The sequence below is a fragment of the Bartonella sp. AA168HLJHH genome (genome assembly GCF_042197365.1).
Taxonomy (GTDB): domain Bacteria; phylum Pseudomonadota; class Alphaproteobacteria; order Rhizobiales; family Rhizobiaceae; genus Bartonella.
The window spans coordinates 230,394-253,514 of the sequence record NZ_JBHIRS010000001.1 but is presented as its reverse complement, the minus strand read 5'-3'; the positions used below and the strand labels follow the sequence as shown (position 1 = coordinate 253,514).

General features: G+C 38.0%; 20 protein-coding genes. 7 read left to right on the top strand and 13 right to left on the bottom strand.

Annotated elements, in window-relative coordinates:
• Positions 1-704: 704 nt before the first annotated feature.
• The 10 genes from ACFINM_RS01030 to nth form a co-directional block, all read right to left on the bottom strand.
• Positions 705-1,091 carry a YbaN family protein gene (locus ACFINM_RS01030; RefSeq protein ID WP_375611405.1) on the bottom strand — a complete coding sequence of 129 codons (387 nt, stop codon included), beginning with the start codon at positions 1,089-1,091 and terminating at the stop codon, positions 705-707.
• 412 nt (positions 1,092-1,503) lie between these two features.
• Positions 1,504-2,409: a metal ABC transporter permease gene (locus ACFINM_RS01025; RefSeq protein WP_273790250.1), complete on the bottom strand. Its 906-nt coding sequence runs from the start codon at positions 2,407-2,409 to the stop codon at positions 1,504-1,506.
• Positions 2,406-3,272: a metal ABC transporter permease gene (locus ACFINM_RS01020; protein WP_375611406.1), complete on the bottom strand. Its 867-nt coding sequence runs from the start codon at positions 3,270-3,272 to the stop codon at positions 2,406-2,408. The genes ACFINM_RS01025 and ACFINM_RS01020 overlap by 4 nt, the downstream gene beginning before the upstream one ends.
• Positions 3,269-4,099, bottom strand: a complete 831-nt coding sequence (locus ACFINM_RS01015) for a manganese/iron ABC transporter ATP-binding protein (protein ID WP_375639725.1) — start codon at positions 4,097-4,099, stop codon at positions 3,269-3,271. Before ACFINM_RS01015 ends, ACFINM_RS01020 begins: the two co-directional genes overlap by 4 nt.
• The gene (locus tag ACFINM_RS01010; RefSeq protein WP_375611408.1) at positions 4,096-5,004 is read right to left on the bottom strand and encodes a metal ABC transporter substrate-binding protein; all 909 of its coding nucleotides are present in this window, start codon (positions 5,002-5,004) and stop codon (positions 4,096-4,098) included. Before ACFINM_RS01010 ends, ACFINM_RS01015 begins: the two co-directional genes overlap by 4 nt.
• Positions 5,005-5,294: 290 nt before the next feature.
• Entirely contained in the window at positions 5,295-7,709 is a 2,415-nt protein-coding gene (pheT, locus tag ACFINM_RS01005; protein WP_375639721.1) for a phenylalanine--tRNA ligase subunit beta, read from the bottom strand.
• Positions 7,710-7,741: 32 nt separating this feature from the next.
• Complete coding sequence (gene pheS, locus ACFINM_RS01000; RefSeq protein WP_375639716.1) at positions 7,742-8,824, bottom strand: phenylalanine--tRNA ligase subunit alpha; 1,083 nt, start codon at positions 8,822-8,824, stop codon at positions 7,742-7,744.
• Positions 8,825-8,918: 94 nt separating this feature from the next.
• Complete coding sequence (rplT, locus tag ACFINM_RS00995; RefSeq protein ID WP_012754515.1) at positions 8,919-9,320, bottom strand: 50S ribosomal protein L20; 402 nt, start codon at positions 9,318-9,320, stop codon at positions 8,919-8,921.
• Between the two features lie 33 nt (positions 9,321-9,353).
• Positions 9,354-9,557 carry a 50S ribosomal protein L35 gene (rpmI, locus tag ACFINM_RS00990; protein WP_183193590.1) on the bottom strand — a complete coding sequence of 68 codons (204 nt, stop codon included), beginning with the start codon at positions 9,555-9,557 and terminating at the stop codon, positions 9,354-9,356.
• 155 nt (positions 9,558-9,712) lie between these two features.
• Complete coding sequence (gene nth, locus ACFINM_RS00985; RefSeq protein WP_375639713.1) at positions 9,713-10,453, bottom strand: endonuclease III; 741 nt, start codon at positions 10,451-10,453, stop codon at positions 9,713-9,715.
• Between the two features lie 120 nt (positions 10,454-10,573).
• Between nth and ACFINM_RS00980 the strand changes: the two genes are divergently transcribed.
• The 4 genes from ACFINM_RS00980 to ilvD all read left to right on the top strand — a co-directional run bounded on the left by ACFINM_RS00980 (position 10,574) and on the right by ilvD (position 14,073).
• On the top strand, positions 10,574-11,005 hold the full coding sequence (locus ACFINM_RS00980; protein WP_375612819.1) for an Hsp20 family protein: 432 nt from the start codon (positions 10,574-10,576) through the stop codon (positions 11,003-11,005).
• 26 nt (positions 11,006-11,031) lie between these two features.
• A complete protein-coding gene (locus ACFINM_RS00975) occupies positions 11,032-11,283 on the top strand; it encodes a DUF1150 domain-containing protein (RefSeq protein ID WP_012754519.1) in 252 nt (83 codons plus the stop codon).
• Between the two features lie 600 nt (positions 11,284-11,883).
• Positions 11,884-12,063, top strand: a complete 180-nt coding sequence (locus ACFINM_RS00970) for a hypothetical protein (RefSeq protein ID WP_375611413.1) — start codon at positions 11,884-11,886, stop codon at positions 12,061-12,063.
• A gap of 171 nt (positions 12,064-12,234) precedes the next feature.
• On the top strand, positions 12,235-14,073 hold the full coding sequence (ilvD, locus tag ACFINM_RS00965; protein WP_375620847.1) for a dihydroxy-acid dehydratase: 1,839 nt from the start codon (positions 12,235-12,237) through the stop codon (positions 14,071-14,073).
• A gap of 1,048 nt (positions 14,074-15,121) precedes the next feature.
• Here ilvD and mutS read toward each other — a convergent pair.
• Positions 15,122-17,866, bottom strand: a complete 2,745-nt coding sequence (gene mutS, locus ACFINM_RS00960) for a DNA mismatch repair protein MutS (protein ID WP_375639710.1) — start codon at positions 17,864-17,866, stop codon at positions 15,122-15,124.
• A gap of 195 nt (positions 17,867-18,061) precedes the next feature.
• Between mutS and ACFINM_RS00955 the strand changes: the two genes are divergently transcribed.
• Positions 18,062-20,362, top strand: coding sequence for an NADP-dependent malic enzyme (locus tag ACFINM_RS00955; RefSeq protein ID WP_375639707.1), 2,301 nt, complete (start codon positions 18,062-18,064; stop codon positions 20,360-20,362).
• A 69-nt stretch (positions 20,363-20,431) separates the two neighbouring features.
• Here ACFINM_RS00955 and secB read toward each other — a convergent pair whose 3' ends face one another.
• Both secB and ACFINM_RS00945 read right to left on the bottom strand, forming a co-directional pair.
• The gene (secB, locus tag ACFINM_RS00950; RefSeq protein ID WP_375611417.1) at positions 20,432-20,908 is read right to left on the bottom strand and encodes a protein-export chaperone SecB; all 477 of its coding nucleotides are present in this window, start codon (positions 20,906-20,908) and stop codon (positions 20,432-20,434) included.
• Between the two features lie 142 nt (positions 20,909-21,050).
• On the bottom strand, positions 21,051-21,545 hold the full coding sequence (locus tag ACFINM_RS00945) for an FxsA family protein (RefSeq protein WP_375612822.1): 495 nt from the start codon (positions 21,543-21,545) through the stop codon (positions 21,051-21,053).
• Positions 21,546-21,720: 175 nt separating this feature from the next.
• Between ACFINM_RS00945 and ACFINM_RS00940 the strand changes: the two genes are divergently transcribed.
• Positions 21,721-22,413 carry a Tim44/TimA family putative adaptor protein gene (locus ACFINM_RS00940; RefSeq protein ID WP_375639703.1) on the top strand — a complete coding sequence of 231 codons (693 nt, stop codon included), beginning with the start codon at positions 21,721-21,723 and terminating at the stop codon, positions 22,411-22,413.
• Between the two features lie 52 nt (positions 22,414-22,465).
• The gene (locus ACFINM_RS00935) at positions 22,466-23,056 is read left to right on the top strand and encodes a Smr/MutS family protein (protein ID WP_375611420.1); all 591 of its coding nucleotides are present in this window, start codon (positions 22,466-22,468) and stop codon (positions 23,054-23,056) included.
• The last annotated feature ends 65 nt before the right edge of the window (positions 23,057-23,121 follow it).

The following is a 23,121-nucleotide window of genomic DNA, read 5'->3' as shown; positions in this document are numbered from 1 at the left end:
GTATGGTCTGCTATTATGAAATGAGTAAAGCGTTGAGAGATGTTTCATTAAAATAAATGTGTAAATAACATGATTTGGGAGACCTTTTGTTTTACGTGAGGGGCATGACTTTATTAAAAAACAGAGAATGCAATAATATTTTTATTTCGAATAAGCTTTATACAAAGACAGAGAAATTATTTATTCGCATATTATAATAAGAATGCGTGTATATATAAAACCATTTGAAAAACTCTGTTGTTTCTTATGAATTATTCTTAAGTTAATAACAGATGTAACATTAAAGATTGATATAATAGACCGGCTTCTTAACTGTATAAGTATAAAAATGATGGTGTTTAGTAAGCTTTGTATTATATCCTCATTAAGAGATATGAAAACAAACGAAATGTCTTTTAGAAAGAAATGACTATCATATCAATGACTTTTTAATGATGTATATGTAGAGATTCATACAAACATGCTTTACAAAAATAATGACTCTCTTCCATGAATGTGATTTATCATTGTTTACCAAGTGAGAACATTTTGAGTGTTCATAAAAATTATTTCACAAACATATTATTAATTAATTGCGTTCAAAAAGCTTGCTATTTCATATGCATTTTGGAAATGGAGAGCTTATATTCAAAACTTAAAAGTTCTCATAGTTTTTACAAATAAGTTGAAGCTAAAAAGAGTATCCCATAAAGCCTTTTTTATCATTAGGAAGATGGACGTGTTACAATATAAATGGCAATCAGCAATAATATAACCGCAACAAGTAAAGAAATCCACAAAGGAGGGTGTAGCATTACAAAAAAGGATAAAAATCCTCCTGTCATACTCATCATTGCAAAAACTTTAACGAATGGAGAGATTGCTTTTTTTTCTTCCCATCGCTTAATAGGGGGACCAAAAATACGATGATTATTCAACCATTGATGAAAACGTGGAGAAGAACGCGTAAAACACCATGAGGCAACCAATAAAAAAGGCACAGTTGGCATAATAGGTAATACGACACCGATAATACCTAATATAACCATCGCCCACCCTGCTATATAATAGCAGATACGTAAAGGGTGCGATATCTTCAAATCTTTTTTCATTTTCTCGTACTATTTTCCTCTACGCAAAACCCTATACAAAAACATTGTATCTGTTTTTTTCTGTTTACATGTCTGAGTGCACAATTACGCTCTACCCCTTCATGCGTAAGTGTCTTTGCTGTTATAAGTTCCTTGAAAATACCGAATAGCTTACACAATATTATAATCATTTTAAATGATTTCAAGAAAAGAGGAGAGATTTTAGAAAAACAAAAAAATAAAAAGGCTGCAGAAGAAATCAATGCAGCCTCTTAATTAAGAATGCAGTGTTGGGGGGGGGGGAGAAAATTTACTGCATTCACCTGCTAGATATTAGGAGGAAAAATAATCTAGCACTCGGGACTCTAATTAAAATAAAAATGAGAAACAATATATAAAAATGCATGGCTGATATGCATGAATTTTAACACTTTCAAGTCTCTTGAACTGTGTTTCGACGAAAGAAAATCATCATGAAAATAGCCATAAAAATCAACGTCAAGATCAACACAATTGTGGAAGCAGAATCAGAGCCGATAAATAAGCTGAGATAAATCCCTAAAAAACCAGAAAAAGCTGCAACAAGTATCGCGATCATTAACATAAAAGAAAACCGCTTTGTGACAAGATAGGCAATTGCTCCTGGTGCTATCAGTAAAGAAATAACGAGTACGATCCCTACAGCTTTCAAAGCTGCAACAATTGTAAGAGAAATCATCGTTAACAGGGTATAGTGGAGTAGAGATATTGGTAACCCCATTGCACGTCCTTGAACTGTGTCAAAAATATACAGCATAAAGTCGCGCCATTTTGCTGCTAAAATAAAAGTGACAACAGCGGAAATGATTGCCGTCTGCGTTATATCAAGCCAGTTAACACCCAAGAGATTACCAAATAGAATATGATTCAAATCTAAGCTACTATAAATAGACGTGGCTAAAACAAGCCCCAAACCAAACATTGAAGAAAAGACCACACCCATCACCGTGTCCTGTTTGATACGGCTATTGCTCCCTAAAAAACCCGTTAATAGTGCACACACCATTCCTGCAACAAAAGCACCGCAAGTAATCAAAGTCATTGTAATATTCTCTGGACGCATATGCTGAAACCAAGCAAATGGCAAAGAAGTTAAAAATGCGATTACCCATGGTGTTGTCATATAACCAACAACAACACCTGGAAAAACTGCATGAGAAATGGCATCGCCTAACAGCGCCCATCCTTTCAAAATAAGAAAACAGGAAAGCATCGCCATGGGAATAGAAAGAATCATGACAATAAGCATACCCTTAAGCATAAAAGAAAACTGAAACGGAAGCAGTAATTGATCGATCATGATAATATTACACCCTTTTTTGCCGCATTTATGCGTAAGCGCGCAGCAATAAACCCATGTTTAGGAGCAAAAATAAAAGCCAAAACAAATAAAGATGCTTGAAAAAGCACTACAACCCCCCCCGTTTGTGCATTCAAAAAATAACTCACATAAACACCCAAGACACTTGTGAAGGTTCCAATTACAACTGCAATAACCAAGATGTTTACGAAACGATCACTTAAAAGATAGGCCGTTGCCCCAGGTGTCACAACAAGACAAATGACTAAGAACGCTCCAACGGTTTGCATCGCAGCAACGGTACAAGCGGCAAGCAATGTGAAAAAGAGAATCTTTAAAAATTTTACGTTTAATCCAATGGCATGCGCATGCGTTTCATCAAATAACGAAACAAGAAGATCTTTCCATTTCAAAAGCAATATAAGCAACGAAACAAAGCCGATAAAAGCCAATTGTAGAATATCTGTTGAACTCACTGCTAAAATATTTCCCAAAACAATCGTATCAATATTAACGGCCATTGGTTTTAATGATTTGAGAAACAACCCAAAGGCAAAAAAGGAAGAAAAAATGAGCCCAATAATGGTATCTTCTTTAAGCTTTGTCCGGTGGTTAAAAAAGAGCATTGCTGCTGCTGCAAGACCACCAGAAAAAAAAGCGCCGAGTGAAAAAGGTAACCCTAAAAGGTAAGCTCCTGCTACACCAGGAACAATCGAATGGGAAAGTGCATCACCAATCAATGACCAACCTTTTAACATCAAAAAAGCTGAAAGAAAGGCACAAACACACCCAACTAACCCAGAAACCCACATTGCATTCACCATATATTGATAGCTCAGTGGCTCAAGCAACCAAGAAATCATGCAACGTGCTCCACTCTTTCAATATCTTCACAAACTGCAGACTGCTTTCTTCCCATGAAAACATCATTTTTTTTTGTGGTTTGAAGATCAAAAATATGGTGATGCAAAGACCCTCCAAAAGTTTTCTCCAGATTTTCCTTTGTAAAGATTTTTTCTGTTAACCCAGAAGCTAAAACAGTACCTTTTATTAAAACTGTATGATCACAAAATTCGCGAACAGAACCCAAATTGTGAGTTGAAACCAAGATCACTGCTCCTTCTTTACGAAGATCTTGTAGCAAAGCAATGATTTTATCTTCTGTTGTAACGTCAACCCCTGTAAACGGCTCATCTAATAAAATAGCTTTTGCTTTCTGTGCAAGAGCGCGCGCTAGAAAAACACGCTTTTTCTGTCCACCAGAAAGTTCTCCAATTTGGCGCTTGGCAAAAGCCAGCATATCAACACGTTCTAAGGCAATACGAACGGCTTCATAATCTTGTGTACGGGCATAGCGAAAGAAATTCATATGACCGTACCGCCCCATCAATACAACATCTTCAACCAAGACAGGAAAATTCCAATCAACATCTTCACTTTGAGGAACATAAGCAATAAGATTTTTTTTCAAAGCTACATCAACGGGCAAATCAAACATGCGAATTTTTCCCTTTGAGGGGCGTACAAACCCCATAATCGCTTTAAATAACGTTGACTTACCGGATCCATTAACACCAACCAATGCCGTAATAGAACCCTTTGGACTTTCAAAATTCACTTCGCGTAAAGCTGTATGTCCATTACGATATGTTACCGTTACTCCTTGGGCAAAAATTCCACATTCCGTCATTGGTTTTTTACTCCCTCTACTAAAGCATTGCTAATACGCCCACTCGTGACACGTAATAAATCAATATAAGTGGGTACCTCACCATTTTTCTCACTTAAAGAATCAACATAAAGAACACCACCGTATTTAGCTCCTGTTTCTCTGGCAACCTGCTTAGCAGGCGCAGGGGAAATAGTGCTTTCAGAAAAAACTGCATGAATATTGTATTTGCGAACCATATCAATAACATGCTTGACCTGCTGTGGTGTTCCTTGTTGGTCAGCATTGATGGGCCATAAATAAAGTTCTTTTAGATCAAAATCACGCGCCAAATAGCTAAAAGCCCCCTCACTGGTCACAAGCCAACGTTTATCTTGCGGTACAGCTTCTAATTCAGCCCTAATTGGATCAATCGTTGCACGAATTTTCTGTTTATAAATTTCAGCATTCTGTTTATAAATTTCAGCATGTTCAGGATCATATTTTACAAAAGCATCGCGAATATTATCAACGTAAATCAAAGCAGAGGTCGGTGACATCCACGCATGAGGATTGGGTTTACCGCTAAAGGGGCCCTCACCAATTTTAATGGGTACAATACCTTTTGAAACAACAACACTTGGAACATCCTTGATATTTTGAAAAAACTTTTCAAACCAAAGCTCTAACTCTAAACCATTCCACAATACAAGGTTAGCTCCCTGAGCACGCATAAGATCGCGTGGGGTGGGTTGGTATTCATGAATTTCCGCACCTGGTTTTGTAATGGATTCAACATCAGCGGCATCACCTGCTACATTGCGTGCCATATCAGCAATGATAGTGAATGTCGTAACAGCTTTAAATTTACCAGCACACAAAGCAAAATTGGGTGTAAAAAAAATAACACTTCCAAAAACTATGGTGAAAAACGTTCTTACGTTCATTGATTCTCTCTTTCCTTTATATGCCTTCTTTTTATTGCAAATAATTTGCATTATCATTTAGCAATAGCAGTTATCTTTTACATTTGCAATGAAGGATTAAGAGAAAAAATAACTTTTCAAGATGTTTAAAAACAGTTTTTTCATATTGAAAAAATTGATGATTTAAGCAGCTTGTTTTGGTAAGGAGGTCCCCTTTCAAGAAGTTCTATAGCTCTTGAGTGCTAAACAAAAAGGGAGTACTCAAACAAGCTCCCACTTCATGTAAAATATCTCATAAAAAATGAGAATACTCAGTAGCGTAAATATGCACCTGTCATTTTGGTAACATTATCCACGATCTTTGAGGCAAGCTTTTCTAAATCTTCATCTGTTAAAGTCCGTTCTATGGGCTGAATAGTTACTTCAATTGCAACAGATTTTTTATCTTCACCAAAGCTTAAATCTTCAAAAATATCAAAAACCTGCACTGAATGAATAAGTTTTTTATCGGCTCCACTTGCCGCCCGAATAATAAGAGAAGAGGCAACAGTTTTATCCGCTATAAAGGCAAAATCACGCCGCACCATTTGAAAAGGTGAGAGTTTCAAAGGAGGACGGCTTTTGGTCGTTTTTTTCTTTGATTCTGGAATTCGATCTAGAAAAATTTCAAAGCCGCATAAAGGGCCACTGACATCTAACTTTTCTAATGTAGCAGGATGAAAAACACCAAAAAAACCAAGAATAATCTTTGATCCAAGTTTTATGACACCTGAACGACCAGGATGATACCAATCCGGTGCTCCAACTTCAATCTGCACTTTCCCAACATCCATATCGCATGCTTCTAAAATAGCTAAAGCATCTGCTTTGGCATCAAAAACATCAACGACGGTTGCATTTCCATTCCAAAAACGCCCAGCCCCTTTAAATTGCTCTGTTCCGCGACGAATTCCACTAACAACACGGTGTTGTTTATCAGGGGTGTCGCCCTCATAAATACTTGAAACTTCAAACAAAGCAAGATCGGAAAAACCACGATCAGCATTTCTTTGTGCCGCCATAATCAAGCCAGGTAAAAGGGAAGGACGCATCATTGACATATCAGCAGCAATAGGATTAACTAATTTAAGCTCTTCTTGACCTCCTCCAAAAGCAAGAGCTTGATTTTCAGAAATAAAAGACCATGTCACCGCTTCTTTCATACCACGTTGCACTAGAGCCAAACGTGTAGCACGTGAACGAATTTGTGCGCATGTTAAAATTTGATCTTTTCCTTCTGCAAAGTTTTCCAAAGGAATAGGTTTAATTTTATCTAACCCATAAATTCTCATAACCTCTTCCACCAAATCGGCTTTACCCATAATATCAGGGCGCCATGATGGTACTTTTACCGTAACGACTTCTCCTTTTCCTTCAACAAAAAATCCAAGTTTTGTTAAAATAGAGATGACTTTTTCAGGTTCTATTTCCAAATTTGTTAAACGTTTAATTTCAGAAAAAGGAAAAGCGATCTGTTTGATTTCTTGTTGCTGATAGCCAACGATCTTCTTTTTAGATACTTCACCACCACAAAGACGTAAGACCAATTCTGTTGCAATCTCAAGTCCTGTTTCTATAAAAGCCGGGTCAACACCTCGTTCAAATCGATAACGTGCATCACTGATAAGACCTAATGCTCTTCCTGTTTGTGCAATGCTTCGCGCATCCCAAAGCGCCGATTCAATAATAATGCGATGTGTTGTTTCATCACAACTCGTTCTTTCACCGCCCATGATACCGGCAATCGAAACAACCCCCTCGTCATCTGCAATGACACAATTTTTAGGGCCCAGATGATAGATTTTTCCGTTCAGTGCTTGAAGTTGCTCTCCTTCACGCGCGCAACGTACACACAAATTACCTTTAATTTTATCTGCATCAAAAACATGGAGTGGACGACCAAGGTCAAAACTGATGTAATTGGTCATATCAACAAGCGCATTAATCGGTCTCAGACCAATTGCATTCAAACGCTGTTGCATCCACTGTGGTGATGCACCATTTTGAACATTGCGCACTTCACGCCAAGCAAAACCTAAACATAATGATGAATCTTGCAAAAAATCTAATGAAACATCGAGAGGTGTTTCAAAGGAAGGATCAAATTTTGACAGGGATAATTCTTTTAATTTTCCCATTCCAGCGGCAGCAAGATCACGTGCAATACCACGAACACCTGTGCAATCGGAACGATTAGGGGTCAAACCAATATCAATAACCGGATCATCTAAACCAGCATAAGCTGCAAATGAACCTCCAATAGGACTATCTTCTGGAAGTTCAATAATCCCATCATGCTCATTTGATAATTCAAGCTCCGCTTGTGAACACATCATCCCAAAACTTTCAACACCTCGGATTTTTCCTACAGATAATGTTACATCAAGTCCTGGAATATAAGTGCCTGGTAGTGCCAGAACACCAACAAGACCTGCGCGTGCATTTGGTGCTCCACAGACAACTTGAACAGGTGTGGAAGTCCCTGTATCGACTGATAAAATTTGAAGTTTATCTGCATCAGGATGCTTTATTGCTGTTAAAACTTTTGCAATCACAAAACCTTTTAAAGAAGACCGATCATCAACGTAATCAACTTCAAGACCTATAGCGGTTAATTTTTCACAAATTTCATTCAAAGATGCATTTGTTTCTAAGTGATCTTTTAACCAGGACAATGTAAACTTCATTTTAAAACCTCACATGAAAGCGATGACTAAGATCACACATTTCTATTAGGAAAAAAAGCAGGCATATCAAAGCAACGAAAGCCATAATGGTCTAACCAACGCAGGTCAGCATCAAAAAAAGCCCGCAAATCAGGCATACCGTATTTCAACATGGCAATACGATCAATGCCCATGCCCCATGCAAAACCTTGATATTCATCTGGATTTAAACCAACATTTTTCAACACCTGGGGATGCACCATTCCGCATCCTAAAATTTCCAACCAATCCTGTCCTTCTCCGAACTTTACTTCTGAACCAGAACGATCACATTGAATATCTACCTCCATAGATGGTTCGGTAAAAGGAAAAAAAGAGGGACGAAAACGCATTTTTACAGAGGGAACTTCAAAAAATGCTTTACAAAAGGTTTCATGTAGCCACATCATATGGGCTATGGTGGAGGTTTTATCGATGACAAGACCTTCTACCTGATGGAACATGGGAGAATGTGTTGCATCCGAATCCATGCGGTAAGTTTTTCCAGGAATAATGATCCGTATCGGTGCTTTTTGTTTTTCTAGTGTACGAATTTGTACGGGTGATGTATGGGTTCGCAATAATTTTCGTTCTCCCATTTTATCAACATCAAAAAAGAAGGTATCATGCATTTCACGCGCTGGATGCCCTTCAGGAAAATTCAATGCTGTAAAATTATAATAATCTGTTTCAATATCAGGTCCCTCTGCAAGAGAAAAACCCAACTTTGTATAAATGGCAATAATTTCCTCAATCACTTGTGAAATAGGATGAATGCGTCCCCGTTCTATAGGTGAAGAGCGAACAGGCAAGGTAACATCAACTTTTTCACGAGAAAGACGGGCATCCATTGCCTGTCTTTTCAGAAGATCACGCTTTTGTGCCCATAATTCTAAAATGCGATTTTTTAATCCATTAAGAACTGGTCCAACTTTATGGCGCTCGCCAGCATCCATTTTTCCTAATTCTTTTAATTTTTCAGAGATACTACCTTTTTTACCCAATGCTGCAATACGCACTTCTTCAAGTGCTTGTTCATCACCTGCTGCCTCTAAGGCTAAACAAATTTCTTGTTCCAGACGCTCAATATCATTCATATTTTTGCCTATTTTTTAATAAAGAAAAACCCGCACTCGCAATAGCCAGCACGGGACCTCGAATAAATGAATGCTTTAAGAGAACACGACTGGCTTATTTGACAGCGCCTTCGAAAGCATTAGGTGTCGTATCTTTTAAATATTCTAAAGCTTTTTTTGCCGAAGCTACTAAAGCAGAAAATGCTTCTGCCTCATGGATTGCTATATCTGAAAGAACCTTACGATCAACCTCAATACCGGCTTTTGATAAGCCATCAATAAAACGTCCATAAGTTAAACCTTCTGCGCGAACAGCCGCATTAATTCTCTGAATCCACAAAGCACGGAAAGTACGTTTCCTATTTTTGCGATCACGATAAGCGTATTGCTTTGAACGATCAACCGCTGCTTTAGCTGCACGAATGGTATTTTTACGACGACCGTAAAAACCTTCAGCCTGTTTAAGAACTTTTTTGTGCTTAGCGTGTGCTGTCACACCTCTTTTCACACGAGCCATATTATAATCTCCTCAAAATCAAAAGCGTAAGGTTTAAATACCATTCGGCAAATAATGCTGAATGACTTTTTTAGCATCTTGTTCACACAAAACCATTGTTCCACGTGCATCGCGAATAAATTTATTCGAACGCTTAATCATGCCGTGGCGCTTACCGGCAGCTGCTACTTTAATTTTGCCTGACGCAGTGATTTTAAACCGCTTTTTAGCGGATGATTTGGTCTTCATCTTGGGCATTTTGCTACTCCGTACATTAATTTATTCAATCAAACATTTTATTCACTCAAGCGGACCAACGCTTGAACAAGCATTTAAACAGCCACGGCATGCCCTGCCGGGCGGCTCTTAAAGACGTTTTCATAAGCTAATATACACAAAATAGCAAGACCGTATTACAAAAAAATCGGCGCTCCATTGTCTTGAAGCTCAACCAAAGGTGCTGGAATTGCATTTGTTTTGATGGCTGCTTTACATAAATCGGCAATAATGCATTGCGTACATTGTGGTTTACGGGCTTGACAAATATAGCGACCATGTAAAATCAGCCAATGATGCGCATGGCGAATATAATGAACCGGTATAATCTTTAATAATTTTTTCTCAACAATTTCTGGTGTTTTTCCAGGCGCCAAACCAAGACGGTTGCTTAAGCGAAAAATATGTGTATCTACTGCCAATGTAGGCTGACCAAAAGCAACATTCAAGACCACATTAGCCGTTTTGCGCCCAACTCCAGGAAGGGCCATGAGTGCTTCACGCGTATCGGGTACTTGACCACCATATTGATTAATTAAACAGTTGCAAAGCGCATAAACATTACGTGCTTTTGCACGCCAAAGGCCAATTGAACGGATATGATTTGCTATTTCTTCTTCCCCTAATGCAACCATTTTTTCCGGTTGATCAGCAAGGAAAAATAATTCTTTTGTCGCTTTATTAACGCTTACATCTGTCGCTTGAGCCGAAAGCACAACGGCAACTAAAAGTGTAAAAGTATTTATATAGTTAAGATCACTCTTAGGTGTTGGGCGTTGCACAGAAAAACGGCGAAATATTTCCGCAATTTCATCTTTATTATACAATATACTAGATAAATTTCGCACCTTTGATAATTTTATGTTACTTTGAGGCATTGAACTCTCTTAAATCTTCTCTCTTGAAGTTATCATTCATGCTCGCCATATGAGAGGAGTGCAGCGAACACTTTTATAGAGTTTGGTCCAGTAAAGCCGTTTTAAAGAGGATACTCATGAATGACACATGTGACGCCTTTCTCCAATCCTTTTCTTTTAGGGTTTGAAACCGTAGAAAAAATATTGCAACGTATCGGTAAAGCTGATGAGGCTTACCCAGCCTATAATATTGAACGTTTGCATAAAAGTGATGATGCAAATCATATCCGGATAACTTTGGCTGTTGCTGGATTTAAGATTAACCATCTTAATATTTTACTCGATGATAATCAATTGGTTATTCATGGTAAACAAACAGACAACCAAAATCATCAATATTTATATCGCGGTATAGCTGCGCGACAATTCCAGCGAACCTTTGTTCTCGCGGAAGGGATGCATGTTACAAATGCAGAGTTGAAAAATGGTCTTTTATCAATTAATCTGTATCAACCAAAATTAAAAAAAGAAATAAAACAGATTCCAATTAAAGTCAGTAGTGGTGAGTCATAAAAGTTAAGGCGTAAAGGAACAGTGAAATGGGAGAACACAAACAAAACTTGTCGTTTCAGAACACATCCTACTCTGATGCGGGACAGATTGCCTATTTAAAAAAAGTTTGTACAGATGATCTGGCTAAAAACTTTCCAGATCTTCCCCCTATGACTCCAGGCATTACCATATGGGCTCTCTTTGGTGAAACAGGTTATCCTATCATTTTATCCGATGAGCGTTCTATCGCCCTTGCTGGAGCCAATGAGCATGAACTACAAATTGTAACTCTGCACTAGATTACCTTACGAGAAAAAGCTGTACTCTTTATAAATTCTATCTGTTTTTTCGTAAAGGGTGTAATGTGAGTTATAATTAGATTAAGTATTGATTTATATTCATAATTAATTTTTTACAACTGGAATGAGAGTCCCAAATATCATAAGGTTCTCTCATTTGAGATCTTCTTATATTGAAACAATTAAAGTCACTTGCTTGATGTCATAAGCAGGGAGAGCCATGTGGATAAAAACACTTGAAGAAAGGAATAAAAATATCTCTTTTTAATTGTCTCAATTACCAAGGACGTTCACGATATGGGGATAAAAAAATGTATGATGGTGTCAGTTTTCTTCTTCATAAGTGTGAAGATGTCCCTTATAGATTTATATTATTCACGGGGGCTGTTATACCATTCATAGGCGCTATCGTGAAATGGGCTCGAGTGCAATGAGTATAAAGGCTATACAAGTGTATTTTGTTTGGTGTGTTTTGTTCTTCCTGAGGGGAGTAGCTCTATTGAAGAGTGTAAAAACAAAAGCATGAGATAATGCGTCATTATTATTTAAAAGATATTTTTATGAATGCGTTTGAAAGGTGTAAAGCTGAATTATAAGGAGATGATAGATTTTTATCACGATTTCTTTATATTCTTTCCAATTCCAGAAATTACGCAAACAGATAGATGCAATATACTAACCAAATCTGGCATACAAAAATCTGGAACAGTTCGTGTCATACTGAAGCGTTTTGATATTTGTCTCAAACGTGGACTCGCACAGGGATTAGATGTTGATTAACAGGTAATAAAAAACAAAGGCTTTATGAAAAAGTTTATGCAGAGCTTTTAATTTTGTGCTTCAAATGCCGCAGTACAAGGTATTTTTCTCTTTTGAATATTAAAGCTCTTGTTTTTATAATGAAGTTACAGCACAACAAGCAAAATGGAATTATTTGAGGGGAAAAAAATAATGCCTTCTTACCGTTCAAGGATATCGACCCACGGGCGTAATATGGCAGGAGCCCGCGGACTTTGGCGTGCAACAGGGATGAAAGATACTGATTTTGGTAAACCCATTATTGCGATTGCGAATTCTTTTACACAATTTGTACCAGGGCATGTCCATTTAAAAGATCTTGGGCAATTAGTCGCACAACAGATAGCAGTTGCCGGTGGTGTTGCGAAAGAATTTAATACCATTGCTGTAGATGATGGAATTGCGATGGGGCACGATGGAATGCTCTATTCGTTGCCCTCACGTGAAATCATTGCTGATTCTGTAGAGTATATGGTTAATGCACATTGTGCAGATGCACTTGTTTGTATTTCTAATTGTGACAAAATTACGCCTGGTATGTTAATGGCTGCTTTACGGTTGAATATTCCGACAATCTTTGTTTCAGGCGGTCCTATGGAAGCAGGTAAGATTAAATGGAAGGATCAAGATCTAACGGTTGATTTGGTCGATGCCATGGTTGCAGCAGCTTCAGAACAAAATTCAGAAGAAGAAGTTGCTGAAATGGAGCGTGCTGCTTGTCCTACATGTGGTTCTTGTTCAGGAATGTTTACGGCCAATTCTATGAATTGCTTAACGGAAGCATTGGGGCTTTCTCTTCCCGGAAATGGATCAATGTTAGCAACACATGCAGATCGACGAATGCTTTTTGAAGAAGCTGGAAAACAGATTGTTGCATTGGTTAAACGTTATTATGAAGAAGATGATGAAACAGTTTTGCCGCGCTCTATTGCTTCACGCAAGGCTTTTGAAAATGCAATGACCGTTGATATTGCCATGGGGGGATCAACCAATACAGTACTGCATCTTTTAGCTGCAGCGCAAGAAGGTGAGGTGGATTTTACCATGACGGATATTGATCATCTTTCACGTTGTGTTCCTGTTTTATGTAAGGTTGCTCCTGCTGTTGCAAATGTACATATGGAAGATGTTCATCGCGCTGGTGGTATTATGGGGCTTTTAGGTGAACTGGATGCGGCAGGACTCATTGATACATCAACTTATACGGTTCACGCAAAAACAATGAAAGAAGCTCTTTACCGCTGGGATGTAAAGCAAACTAATGAGCCAACAGTTCATGCATTTTATCGTGCCGCTCCAGGTGGTATTCCAACACAGACAGCTTTTAGTCAATCTTGTCGCTATGAGACCCTTGACCTTGATCGTGAAAAAGGTGTGATTCGCGATAGGGAACACGCATATTCACAAGATGGAGGATTGGCAGTTCTTTATGGAAATCTTGCAAAAGATGGCTGCATTGTAAAAACAGCAGGCGTTGATCAATCAATTTTAACTTTTAAAGGTCCGGCAAGAATTTTTGAAAGCCAAGATTCAGCTGTTTCAGCTATATTAACTGATAAGATTAAAACAGGTGAAATTGTTTTAATCCGTTATGAAGGCCCACGTGGTGGACCTGGAATGCAAGAAATGCTTTATCCAACGAGTTATCTCAAATCTAAAGGATTAGGCAAGGTTTGTGCACTTGTTACAGATGGACGTTTTTCAGGTGGAAGTTCAGGGCTCTCAATAGGACATATTTCACCAGAAGCTGCTGAAGGAGGAGCAATTGCGTTGGTGGAAGAGGGGGATATCATAGAAATTGATATTCCAAATCGTAGAATTCATATGTTGGTGGATGACGTTGAGATGAAGCAGCGCCGTTCTAAGATGGAAGCAAAAGGAAAAGGCGCTTGGCAACCGATTGAGAAGCGTCAGCGTAAAGTTTCAAAGGCTCTCAAAGCCTATGCAGCGATGACCACATCTGCTGCAAAGGGTGCAGTACGTAATATTTGATGAGTTGAATAGAGATAGTGCTCTGATTTTTTGCATCTTTTGCACGATATTCTAAGCTAATTATTTTATGAGTTTATGAACTTATCAGAATATTTCGAGTCATGATGAGTATGATTAAAAAGCTATCAATACAACTAAAAACTGCGGTAGATTGCTTATTTTAGCAGCTATGTAAAACAGATACAGTATAATTACTTTTCATATCATATTCCAATCTTATATGAGATTATGATTTCTTATTACTCATATTTATGAAAGATATTTATTGTACTGGTGGCATTATCTTGTTGTACCGTAAAACACTGTCATTTAGGACTGTGATATACGGCATCTTCCTTAAATATTAAGTGTGTTTTTAGTGTGTGGTGAATATTCTTAGACTTGTTTGTAAAGCTTTGAGTTTAAGAGAAGCGCATGATTAGGAAGTCAAGGAAAATCCGTTAGAAGTTGGACTATTTGCAGACTTGATTCGAATGAAAATCCTTATCCATTAAGGTGTGGGAAGGAGTTAAAGGATGTTTATGAAAATAAAGTACAGCTGTGATATATCTGATTATATGTTTCATATGAAAACAGTAAAAGAGCTCTTTATAACTTAAAATGTGAATAATAACTTAAAATGTGAAGAAAATACGAGACCCATTATCCATGAATTTATTATGCAAAATGGGATGGTATTCCAACACTGACAGTTTTAAACTAAAAATATTGCTATGATAACAATAATATTGATCGTGAAAAAGCATAATTCATTAAATATGGCGTATTTGCAACGTGGAGGAGATTTCATGACAATCTTTACAAAAAACGACTATCTTGTAAAAATAGTCGATCTTGACCAATTTTTTGTATAAGAGCCAATATTAATCTAAGGGAATATGAAATATAATGCATAGGGTTTTGCCTATAGGCAATTACACTTATCAAAATATATTATGTAGAAAAGCGATGGGAATACGATAAATAACTGTTTATGCTGTGGTATATCAAAAATGGTTACGTTATCTCCTATTAAGAAGGTTTTTTAATAAAAAATAACATCTGTTTTCTATAAAGGGTTACTCTTTTCAAGCTGTTTGAGGTGGTAAATTGCTTCTAAAGCTTGTTTAGGAGAGAGTTCATCGGGATGAATATTTTTTAAAGCTTCGTGAAGTATACAATGTTTGTTTTTTGCTTCATTGACGGGAGATGTTGCTTTAAGAGAAAAGAGTGGTAAATCATCAATGAGTTTATGTCCTTTTCCAGCCATTTCGCCTTGTTCTAATTGATGGAGTACATCTGTTGCTCGTGTAATAACGGCTGGGGGAAGTCCAGCAAGCTTTGCGACTTGTACACCATAGGAGCGGTCAGCCGCTCCTGGTGTGACCTCATGAAGAAAAACTACATCACCATCCCAGTTTTTGACTTTCATGGTTACATTATGCAGTCTGTCAAGTTTTTCGGTAAGTGCGGTCATTTCATGAAAATGGGTAGCGAGAATAGCACGACAATGGTTAACTTCATGGAGATATTCAACAGCAGCCCAAGCAATAGAAAGTCCATCAAAGGTTGATGTTCCACGTCCTATTTCATCAAGAATAACAAGGGAATGGTGGCTAGCATGATTGAGAATCGTTGCTGTTTCAACCATTTCCATCATAAAGGTTGAGCGCCCTCGTGCAAGATCATCGGAAGCTCCAACGCGACTAAATAGGCGATCTACGACACCAATATGTGCTGAAGTTGCTGGAACGAAGGACCCCATTTGCGCCATAATAGCAATAAGAGCATTTTGCCGCAAAAAAGTTGATTTTCCTCCCATATTAGGCCCTGTCAACAGCCAGATTGCTGCATATTGCTGATTTTCTTGCACAGAGAGATCACAATTATTGGCAATAAAAGGTTCTGCTGCTTGTTTGCGGAGTGCTTGCTCGACGACAGGATGGCGTCCTGCTGTAATGCGAAAGGTAAGTGAAAGATCAATTTTAGGGCGGCAATATCCTTGTTCTTCAGCAAGATATGCTAAAGCGACAGAGACATCTAAAATAGCAAGTGCTTCAGAGGCTTTACGAATAAAATCAACTTGTTCGGTAATTTCATGAACGAGAATATCAAAAATCTCTAGTTCAAGTGTCAATGCGTGATTGGCAGCATGGGCAATACGGCTTTCAAGGTCAGCGAGCTCTGTTGTCGTAAAACGCATAGCGTTTGCCATTGTTTGCCGATGAATAAAACGTGCTTTAGCTTGTGGATTATTTGTAAGGGAAGATGCTTGTGTGCTGGTTACTTCAATGAAATAACCTAGAATATTATTATGCTTTATTTTAAGCGTCTTAATATCTGTTTCTTGGGCATATTGCGCTTGAAGTTCAGCAATGACACGGCGAGATTCATCACGTAAAGCACGCATTTCATCGAGCTCTTTATGATAATTAGAACGAATAAAACCACCATCACGTTTAAGGAGTGGGAGATCATCAGCTAATGCCTGTTCTAAATGAAAGTATAACGCTGTGGGTAATTTTGAGAACACCTGTTGTACATCACTTATTTCTTGAGGCAGAAGCTCATTATCAAGAAGTTGATGCAATTCACGAATGATTTCAAAGCCACGCTGGATTGTCGCCATATCACGGGGACCTCCTCGTCCAAGAGCCAAACGTGAAACGGCGCGGGGCATATCTGGTCCCCCCTTTAAAATAAGCTTTATCGCTTCTGCAAGAGAAGGATTACGTAGAAAAAAATCGATAGAATCCAAACGCGTATCAATAGCTGAAGGAGTGGTGAGGGGAGCAATAAGGCGGTCAATAAGAAGGCGTGATCCTCCTCCTGTTACAGTGCGATCAATAGCTTTTAATAAACTTCCATCCCGTTGACCTGATGTCGTACGAATAAGTTCAAGGCTTAATCTGGTTGCGGCATCAATAAAAAGAGTCGCACTTTCATTTTGGCGCTCAGGCTGCATGAGGGGAGGGCGATGTGTGATTTGTGTTTTTTCGATATAACGAATAGCAGCTACAATTGCAGAGAGTTCACAGCGTGAATAATCGGCAACGCCTTCAAGAGTTGAGAGTTTAAAATAATTGCAAATATCGCGTTCAGCGGTGAGTGCATCAAAGAGACAAGCAGGTTGAGGTGAAACGATACGATCAAGAACACTAAAAAGTGACTTGTGAAATTTATCATGAAAAAATGAATCAGCAACAATGATTTCTTGTGGATCAACACGCATAATATCTGCTAAAAGTTTTTCTTGGCGGCTTTCTGTTACACGAAATATGCCTGTTGAGATATCAATCCAAGAAAGAGCAAATTCCTCTCCATCGCTAGTTTTTATACGGGAAAGTGTCATCAAATAATTTGCGCGTGTTGGATCAAGGAGTTTTTCTTCTGTTATTGTTCCTGGTGTTACAAGGCGAACAACATCACGCCGAACAACAGATTTTGAGCCACGTTTTTTTGCTTCAGCAGGATCTTCTATTTGTTCACAAACAGCAACTCGGTAACCACAAGCAATCAGTTTTTGTAAATAATCATCAGCAGTATGAACGGGAACACCACACATAGGAATATCTTGTCCTAAATGTTTTCCACGTGCTGTGAGTGTAATTCCTAAGGCCTGAGCAGCTTCAATCGCATCATTAAAAAATAATTCATAAAAATCCCCCATTCGGTAAAAGAGAAGGGAATCATGATGGACGGCTTTGATTTCTATGTACTGCTCCATCATAGGTGTAAGACGTTCTTGAGAGGAAGCAGATGGGGAGGCAGGCTGTGGAATTAAATTATTTTTATGATTGTTTTTTTTATCCATTTGTACGAGGCCTGTTTCCTTTAAGTGAAGTTTTTACTCTTTTTTGTTTACTTCAATATCTATTTATCTCTAAATTGCAACGCATCATCAGATTTGCTAAGGCAAGAATAGCGATTTCTAATATATGAATCAAATTTAATGACTATACGCATTATCAAGCAAAATTTACACTGTTTTTGGAGAAAATAAAGTGAGATGAAAAAGAGCGAGCAAGATCAGAAAATGTCTCAAACTGTTTACAGTGCGAGCGAAAGAGAAGCTCTAGATTTTCATAGTCGTGGTCGACCAGGAAAGCTTGAGATTGTTGCAACAAAGTCTATGGCAACACAGCATGATTTAGCACTTGCTTATTCACCAGGTGTTGCCGTTCCAGTTAAGGCAATTGCTCAAAATCCAGCGCTAGCTTATGATTATACAGCAAAAGGCAATCTTGTTGCTGTTATTTCAAATGGTACAGCTATTTTAGGGTTAGGCAATTTAGGTGCACTTGCCTCTAAGCCGGTCATGGAAGGCAAAGCAGTGCTGTTTAAGCGTTTTGCGGATATTGATTCCATTGATTTAGAAATTGATATAAACGATACAGAAAGTTTTATCAATTTAGTGCGTCATTTAGAACCTTCTTTTGGTGGAATTAATCTTGAAGACATTAAGGCGCCAGAGTGCTTTATGATTGAAAGCCGCCTACGCGAGGTGATGAATATACCTGTTTTTCACGATGATCAACACGGTACAGCGATTATTGTTGCTGCGGGTGTTCTCAATGCTTTGACTTTAACAGGGCGCGATATGCAAAATACGCGGTTAGTCTGTAATGGTGCTGGTTCTGCAGGGATTGCTTGTATTGAACTGATTAAAGCGATGGGCTTTCGTTCCGAAAATATCATATTATGTGACACAAAGGGTGTGGTCTATGAAGGCCGCAAAGAGGGAATGAATCAGTGGAAATCTGCGCATGCTATTCAAACAGATAAACGTACGCTTATGGAAGCAATGGAAGGTGCAGATATATTTTTTGGGGTTTCTGCTAAAGGTGCTCTTACTCCTGAAATGGTAAGATCCATGGCACCCCAGCCGATCATTTTTGCTATGGCTAATCCCGATCCAGAAATTACGCCGGAAGAGGTTATGCAAGTGCGTCATGATGCCATTGTCGCAACAGGGCGTTCCGATTATCCAAATCAGATTAATAATGTTCTTTGTTTTCCTTATATATTTCGTGGTGCGCTTGATGTGCGTGCAAGAGTTATTAATGAAGCCATGAAGATTGCTGCGGCAAAGGCTCTTGCTAATTTAGCGCATGAAGAAGTGCCTGACAGCGTTGCAGAAGCTTATTATGGAAAGCGATTAAAGTTTGGTCCTAACTATATCATCCCTGTTCCTTTTGATCCGCGTTTATTTACGGTTGTTTCAATAGCGGTAGCAAAAGCAGCAATGGAAAGCGGTGTTGCGCAAAAGAACATAGATGATTTAGAGGCCTATGAGCGCGATTTGAATGCGAGACGTGATCCTACTTCCTCGATGATGCGTAGGGTTTATAACCATGTTCGTCAAGCGCCAAAACAAATTGTATTTGCAGAAGGTGAAGAAGAGCAAGTTATGCGGGCAGCCGTTTCCTATGTTCATCAAAAATTGGGACAAGCAATTTTGGTTGGTCGTGAAGAGCAAGTAAGAGAAGCGGCTGTTATCGCTGGAATTGATCTGGAGCGTGAAGGTATTTCTATTATGAATGCTAAGCTTTCTTGCCGTACAGATGCTTATGCGAATTATCTTTATAAAAAAATGCAGCGTCAAGGTTGGCTGTTGCGTGATTGTCATCGTCGTATCAATAATGATCGCAATTATTTTGCTGCGTGTATGGTGGCACTAGGAGATGCTGATGCAATGGTTACAGGGGTGACACGCAATTATGAAACAGCGTTGATCGATATACGTCGTGCAATTGATGAAAAACCAAAAGAACGATTGATTGGTATTTCAATGGCTATTTGCCGTGGACGAATTGTGTTTATTACGGATACAGCCGTTTATGAAAATCCTAATGCTGAAGAACTTGCAGATATAGCTGAACAAGCAGCTTCATTTGTGCGAGGATTTGGATATCAACCACGGGTAGCATTTTTAGCATTTTCTACATTTAGTTATATGAAAGGGAAGACGACGCAGCAAATTCAGGATGCGATTAATATTTTGCATGAACGCAAAGTTGATTTTGAGTTTGATGGAGAAATGAGTGCTGATGTGGCACTCAATTCCAAATTGATGCAGCAATATCCATTTATGGGATTAACGGAGCCTGCTAACATTTTGGTTATGCCTGGATATCACGCATCTTCCATTGCAAGCAAAATGTTACAAGAACTCGGTGAAGCAACTATCATTGGTCCTATTTTAATTGGATTGGAAAAATCTGTCCAAATTGTACCGTTTAGTGGAAGCGATACAGATGTTGTCAATATTGCAATGCTTGCGGCTTATCATGCCGCAAAAGTCGTCTAAAGGAAAAAAGCCCCTAATATACCAATAATATATCAAGGGGCTTTTTGATAGCAAAAAAAAATAAATTTTTTAAGAGGGCTGTATTTGATTGTCTTTTTGCTCTTCAGAAAGACGCTTTTGGAAGAGTGCTGCAAAATCGATAGGATCAATCCACAAAGGTGGAAAACCACCACTTTGAGTAGCATCAGATATAATTTGGCGAGCAAATGGAAATAAAAGACGGGGACATTCAATAAAGACCAGTGGCATAACATGTTCTTGTGGAATGTTTTTAAGGTGAAAAACACCACCGTAAATAAGTTCTACATGAAATAAGGTTTCAGTTTCATCATTGGCTTTGACGGAGAGAGACAAAACGACATCATAATTGTCATCACCAATTGGGTTAGCATTGACGTTAATATTGATATCAATTTGTGGTGATTTTTCACGTGCACGTAATGAACGAGGAGCACCAGGGTTTTCGAATGATAAATCTTTTAAATATTGAGTTAATACAGCAAAAACCGGCTCTCCACCACTGTTATTCATTTCATCTTCGGCCATACGACAAACCTCTTCCATTATAATATGTATATTTATTTTAGATCTAAAGACCAGATTGGTTATCACGCCTTGCAAAAGGTTGCAAGAAATGCGCTCTTTATCTTGAATATTTTTTTAGTTTGTTACAGATTTTTTAGGCATTTCAATGGTTATCATCATTTTTGCGCCATGGAGATTCTGTCGTATCATGAATTGTGTAATCTTCTGCTTTTAGATCAATTATTTTTTCAGAGTCATTTTTTCTTTTAGTATTGGGATTCATTTTGTTTTTTAATGATGCAAAGAAATGCCAAGCAACAGAGCGAATTGGTTTAATAAGAAGTAATATTCCCAAGAGGTCAGTTACAAAGCCGGGAAGAATAAGTAAAATTGCACTAAACATGATGAAAGCATCATTAATAATATTATTTTCTAATGTGCGTCCTTGGATAAGTTCATTTTGTATATTTTTTAAGAGGCTAATCCCTTGAATTCGCAATAAAACAACCCCAACTATGGTTGTGAGAATAACCAAGCTCAAGGTTGCCAAAATACCAATTTCTTGACCAACAAAGATAAAACCAGCAATCTCGATTAAAAGAATGCAAAGAAAGATAACAACAAAAAAACGAGGATTTATAGAATAAAGTTTTATCACATGAAAGTTTCCTTCTAGATGAGTAGGGGGGAGAAATTCTTAAGAGAACTCCGTTTAAATACAAAATCTATAAAAATATTTGAATGATAAGATTCCTTATTTTACATATTTATTGATAAATGGTATTGACTGCAATGTTTATTAGAGACTTAAGCTTTGGAGATTGACAGCGCCTATGGAATTTGACGTTATACTTGTCATCGCTCTTGTTGTTATGGTTGTTATTTTTGTGCAACTCCGTAATGTATTAGGGAAACGAATTGGGTTTGAAAAGCCACCCTTTGATCCTTATTCACGACGTTCTAAAAAACAAGTTGAAGCAGAAACGGCTGATAATATTGTTTCGTTCCCTCATCAGAAAAATTCACAAAAAGACGACTTTAGTGAAATTGATAAAATTTCACCGGAGGGGAGTGTTTTGAATAAAAATTTGCGGGAATTGCATAGAATTGATCCTCATTTTTCTCCTCAACTTTTTATAAAAGGTGCACAAATTGCGTATGAAATGATTGTAACAGCTTTTGCCAAAGGTGATCGCAATCAACTTAAAAGCTTGCTTTGTCAGGATGTTTTTGAGAGCTTTTGTATGGCTATTGAGCAACGAGAAAAAAATAAAGAAAGAATAGAATTCACTTTTGTTGGAATTAATAAGGCCGAATTTGTTGCGGCGGCAATACAAGAAAAAGATGAACTTTTAACGATACGTATTGTCAGTGAGATGATTTCTGTTACTTATAATGAACAGGGCGAGCGTATAGACGGTGATCCTGATGCTATTATAGAAATCAGGGATATTTGGACTTTTGTTCGCAATAGTTTATCGTCAGATCCCAACTGGAAGCTTTTTGCTACAGAAAATGAAAATTAAAATACTTTTTGTTTTTCTTCCATAAGCATTCAATGATTTATGAGAAATTAAAATGTCCTCAAGTAAATGGAGACAAAAAAGAGATTTATTGGCTTCACAAGATCGTCTTTTATGGGAGATGGTTTGTCGTACGATAACACCGCTTCACGGTAAGATGCTCTCTTCTGCTTCAGAAACTATTGCAAATATTAATGATAAAAAACAGCCTGTAACTCAAATCTCCTCATTGTCTCAGGAAAATCAACAACCCTCGACAATTATTAAAAGAGAAAAGAGGTCAGTTACACAAGCACAAAAGATTCATTTCTTTGATCATGTTGCATATCGTAAAATTTCCCAAGGTCGTTGTCCTCTTGAGGCGCGTCTTGATCTCCATGGTTATATGCAGGAAGAAGCTTATTTTTTCTTAAAAAAATTTCTACAGTCCTCTCAGCAGAGAGGATTGCGTTATGTCCTTGTGATTACAGGAAAAGGACGATCCGTTGGGAGCGATGGAGCTTTGTATAGATTTGTTCCGTATTGGTTATCAACACCAGCTTTTCGATACTATGTCCACGCGTTTGAGCAAGCAGCGCGTCAGCATGGCGGAGAAGGTGCGCTTTATGTTTGGTTGCGCCGTTTTGTGTCGGGAGAAGGAAAGTGATGTTATTGTGGTCGCTCTAGATTTTATATTTATTTATACTTATAATTTATTGTTTTTGTATATTT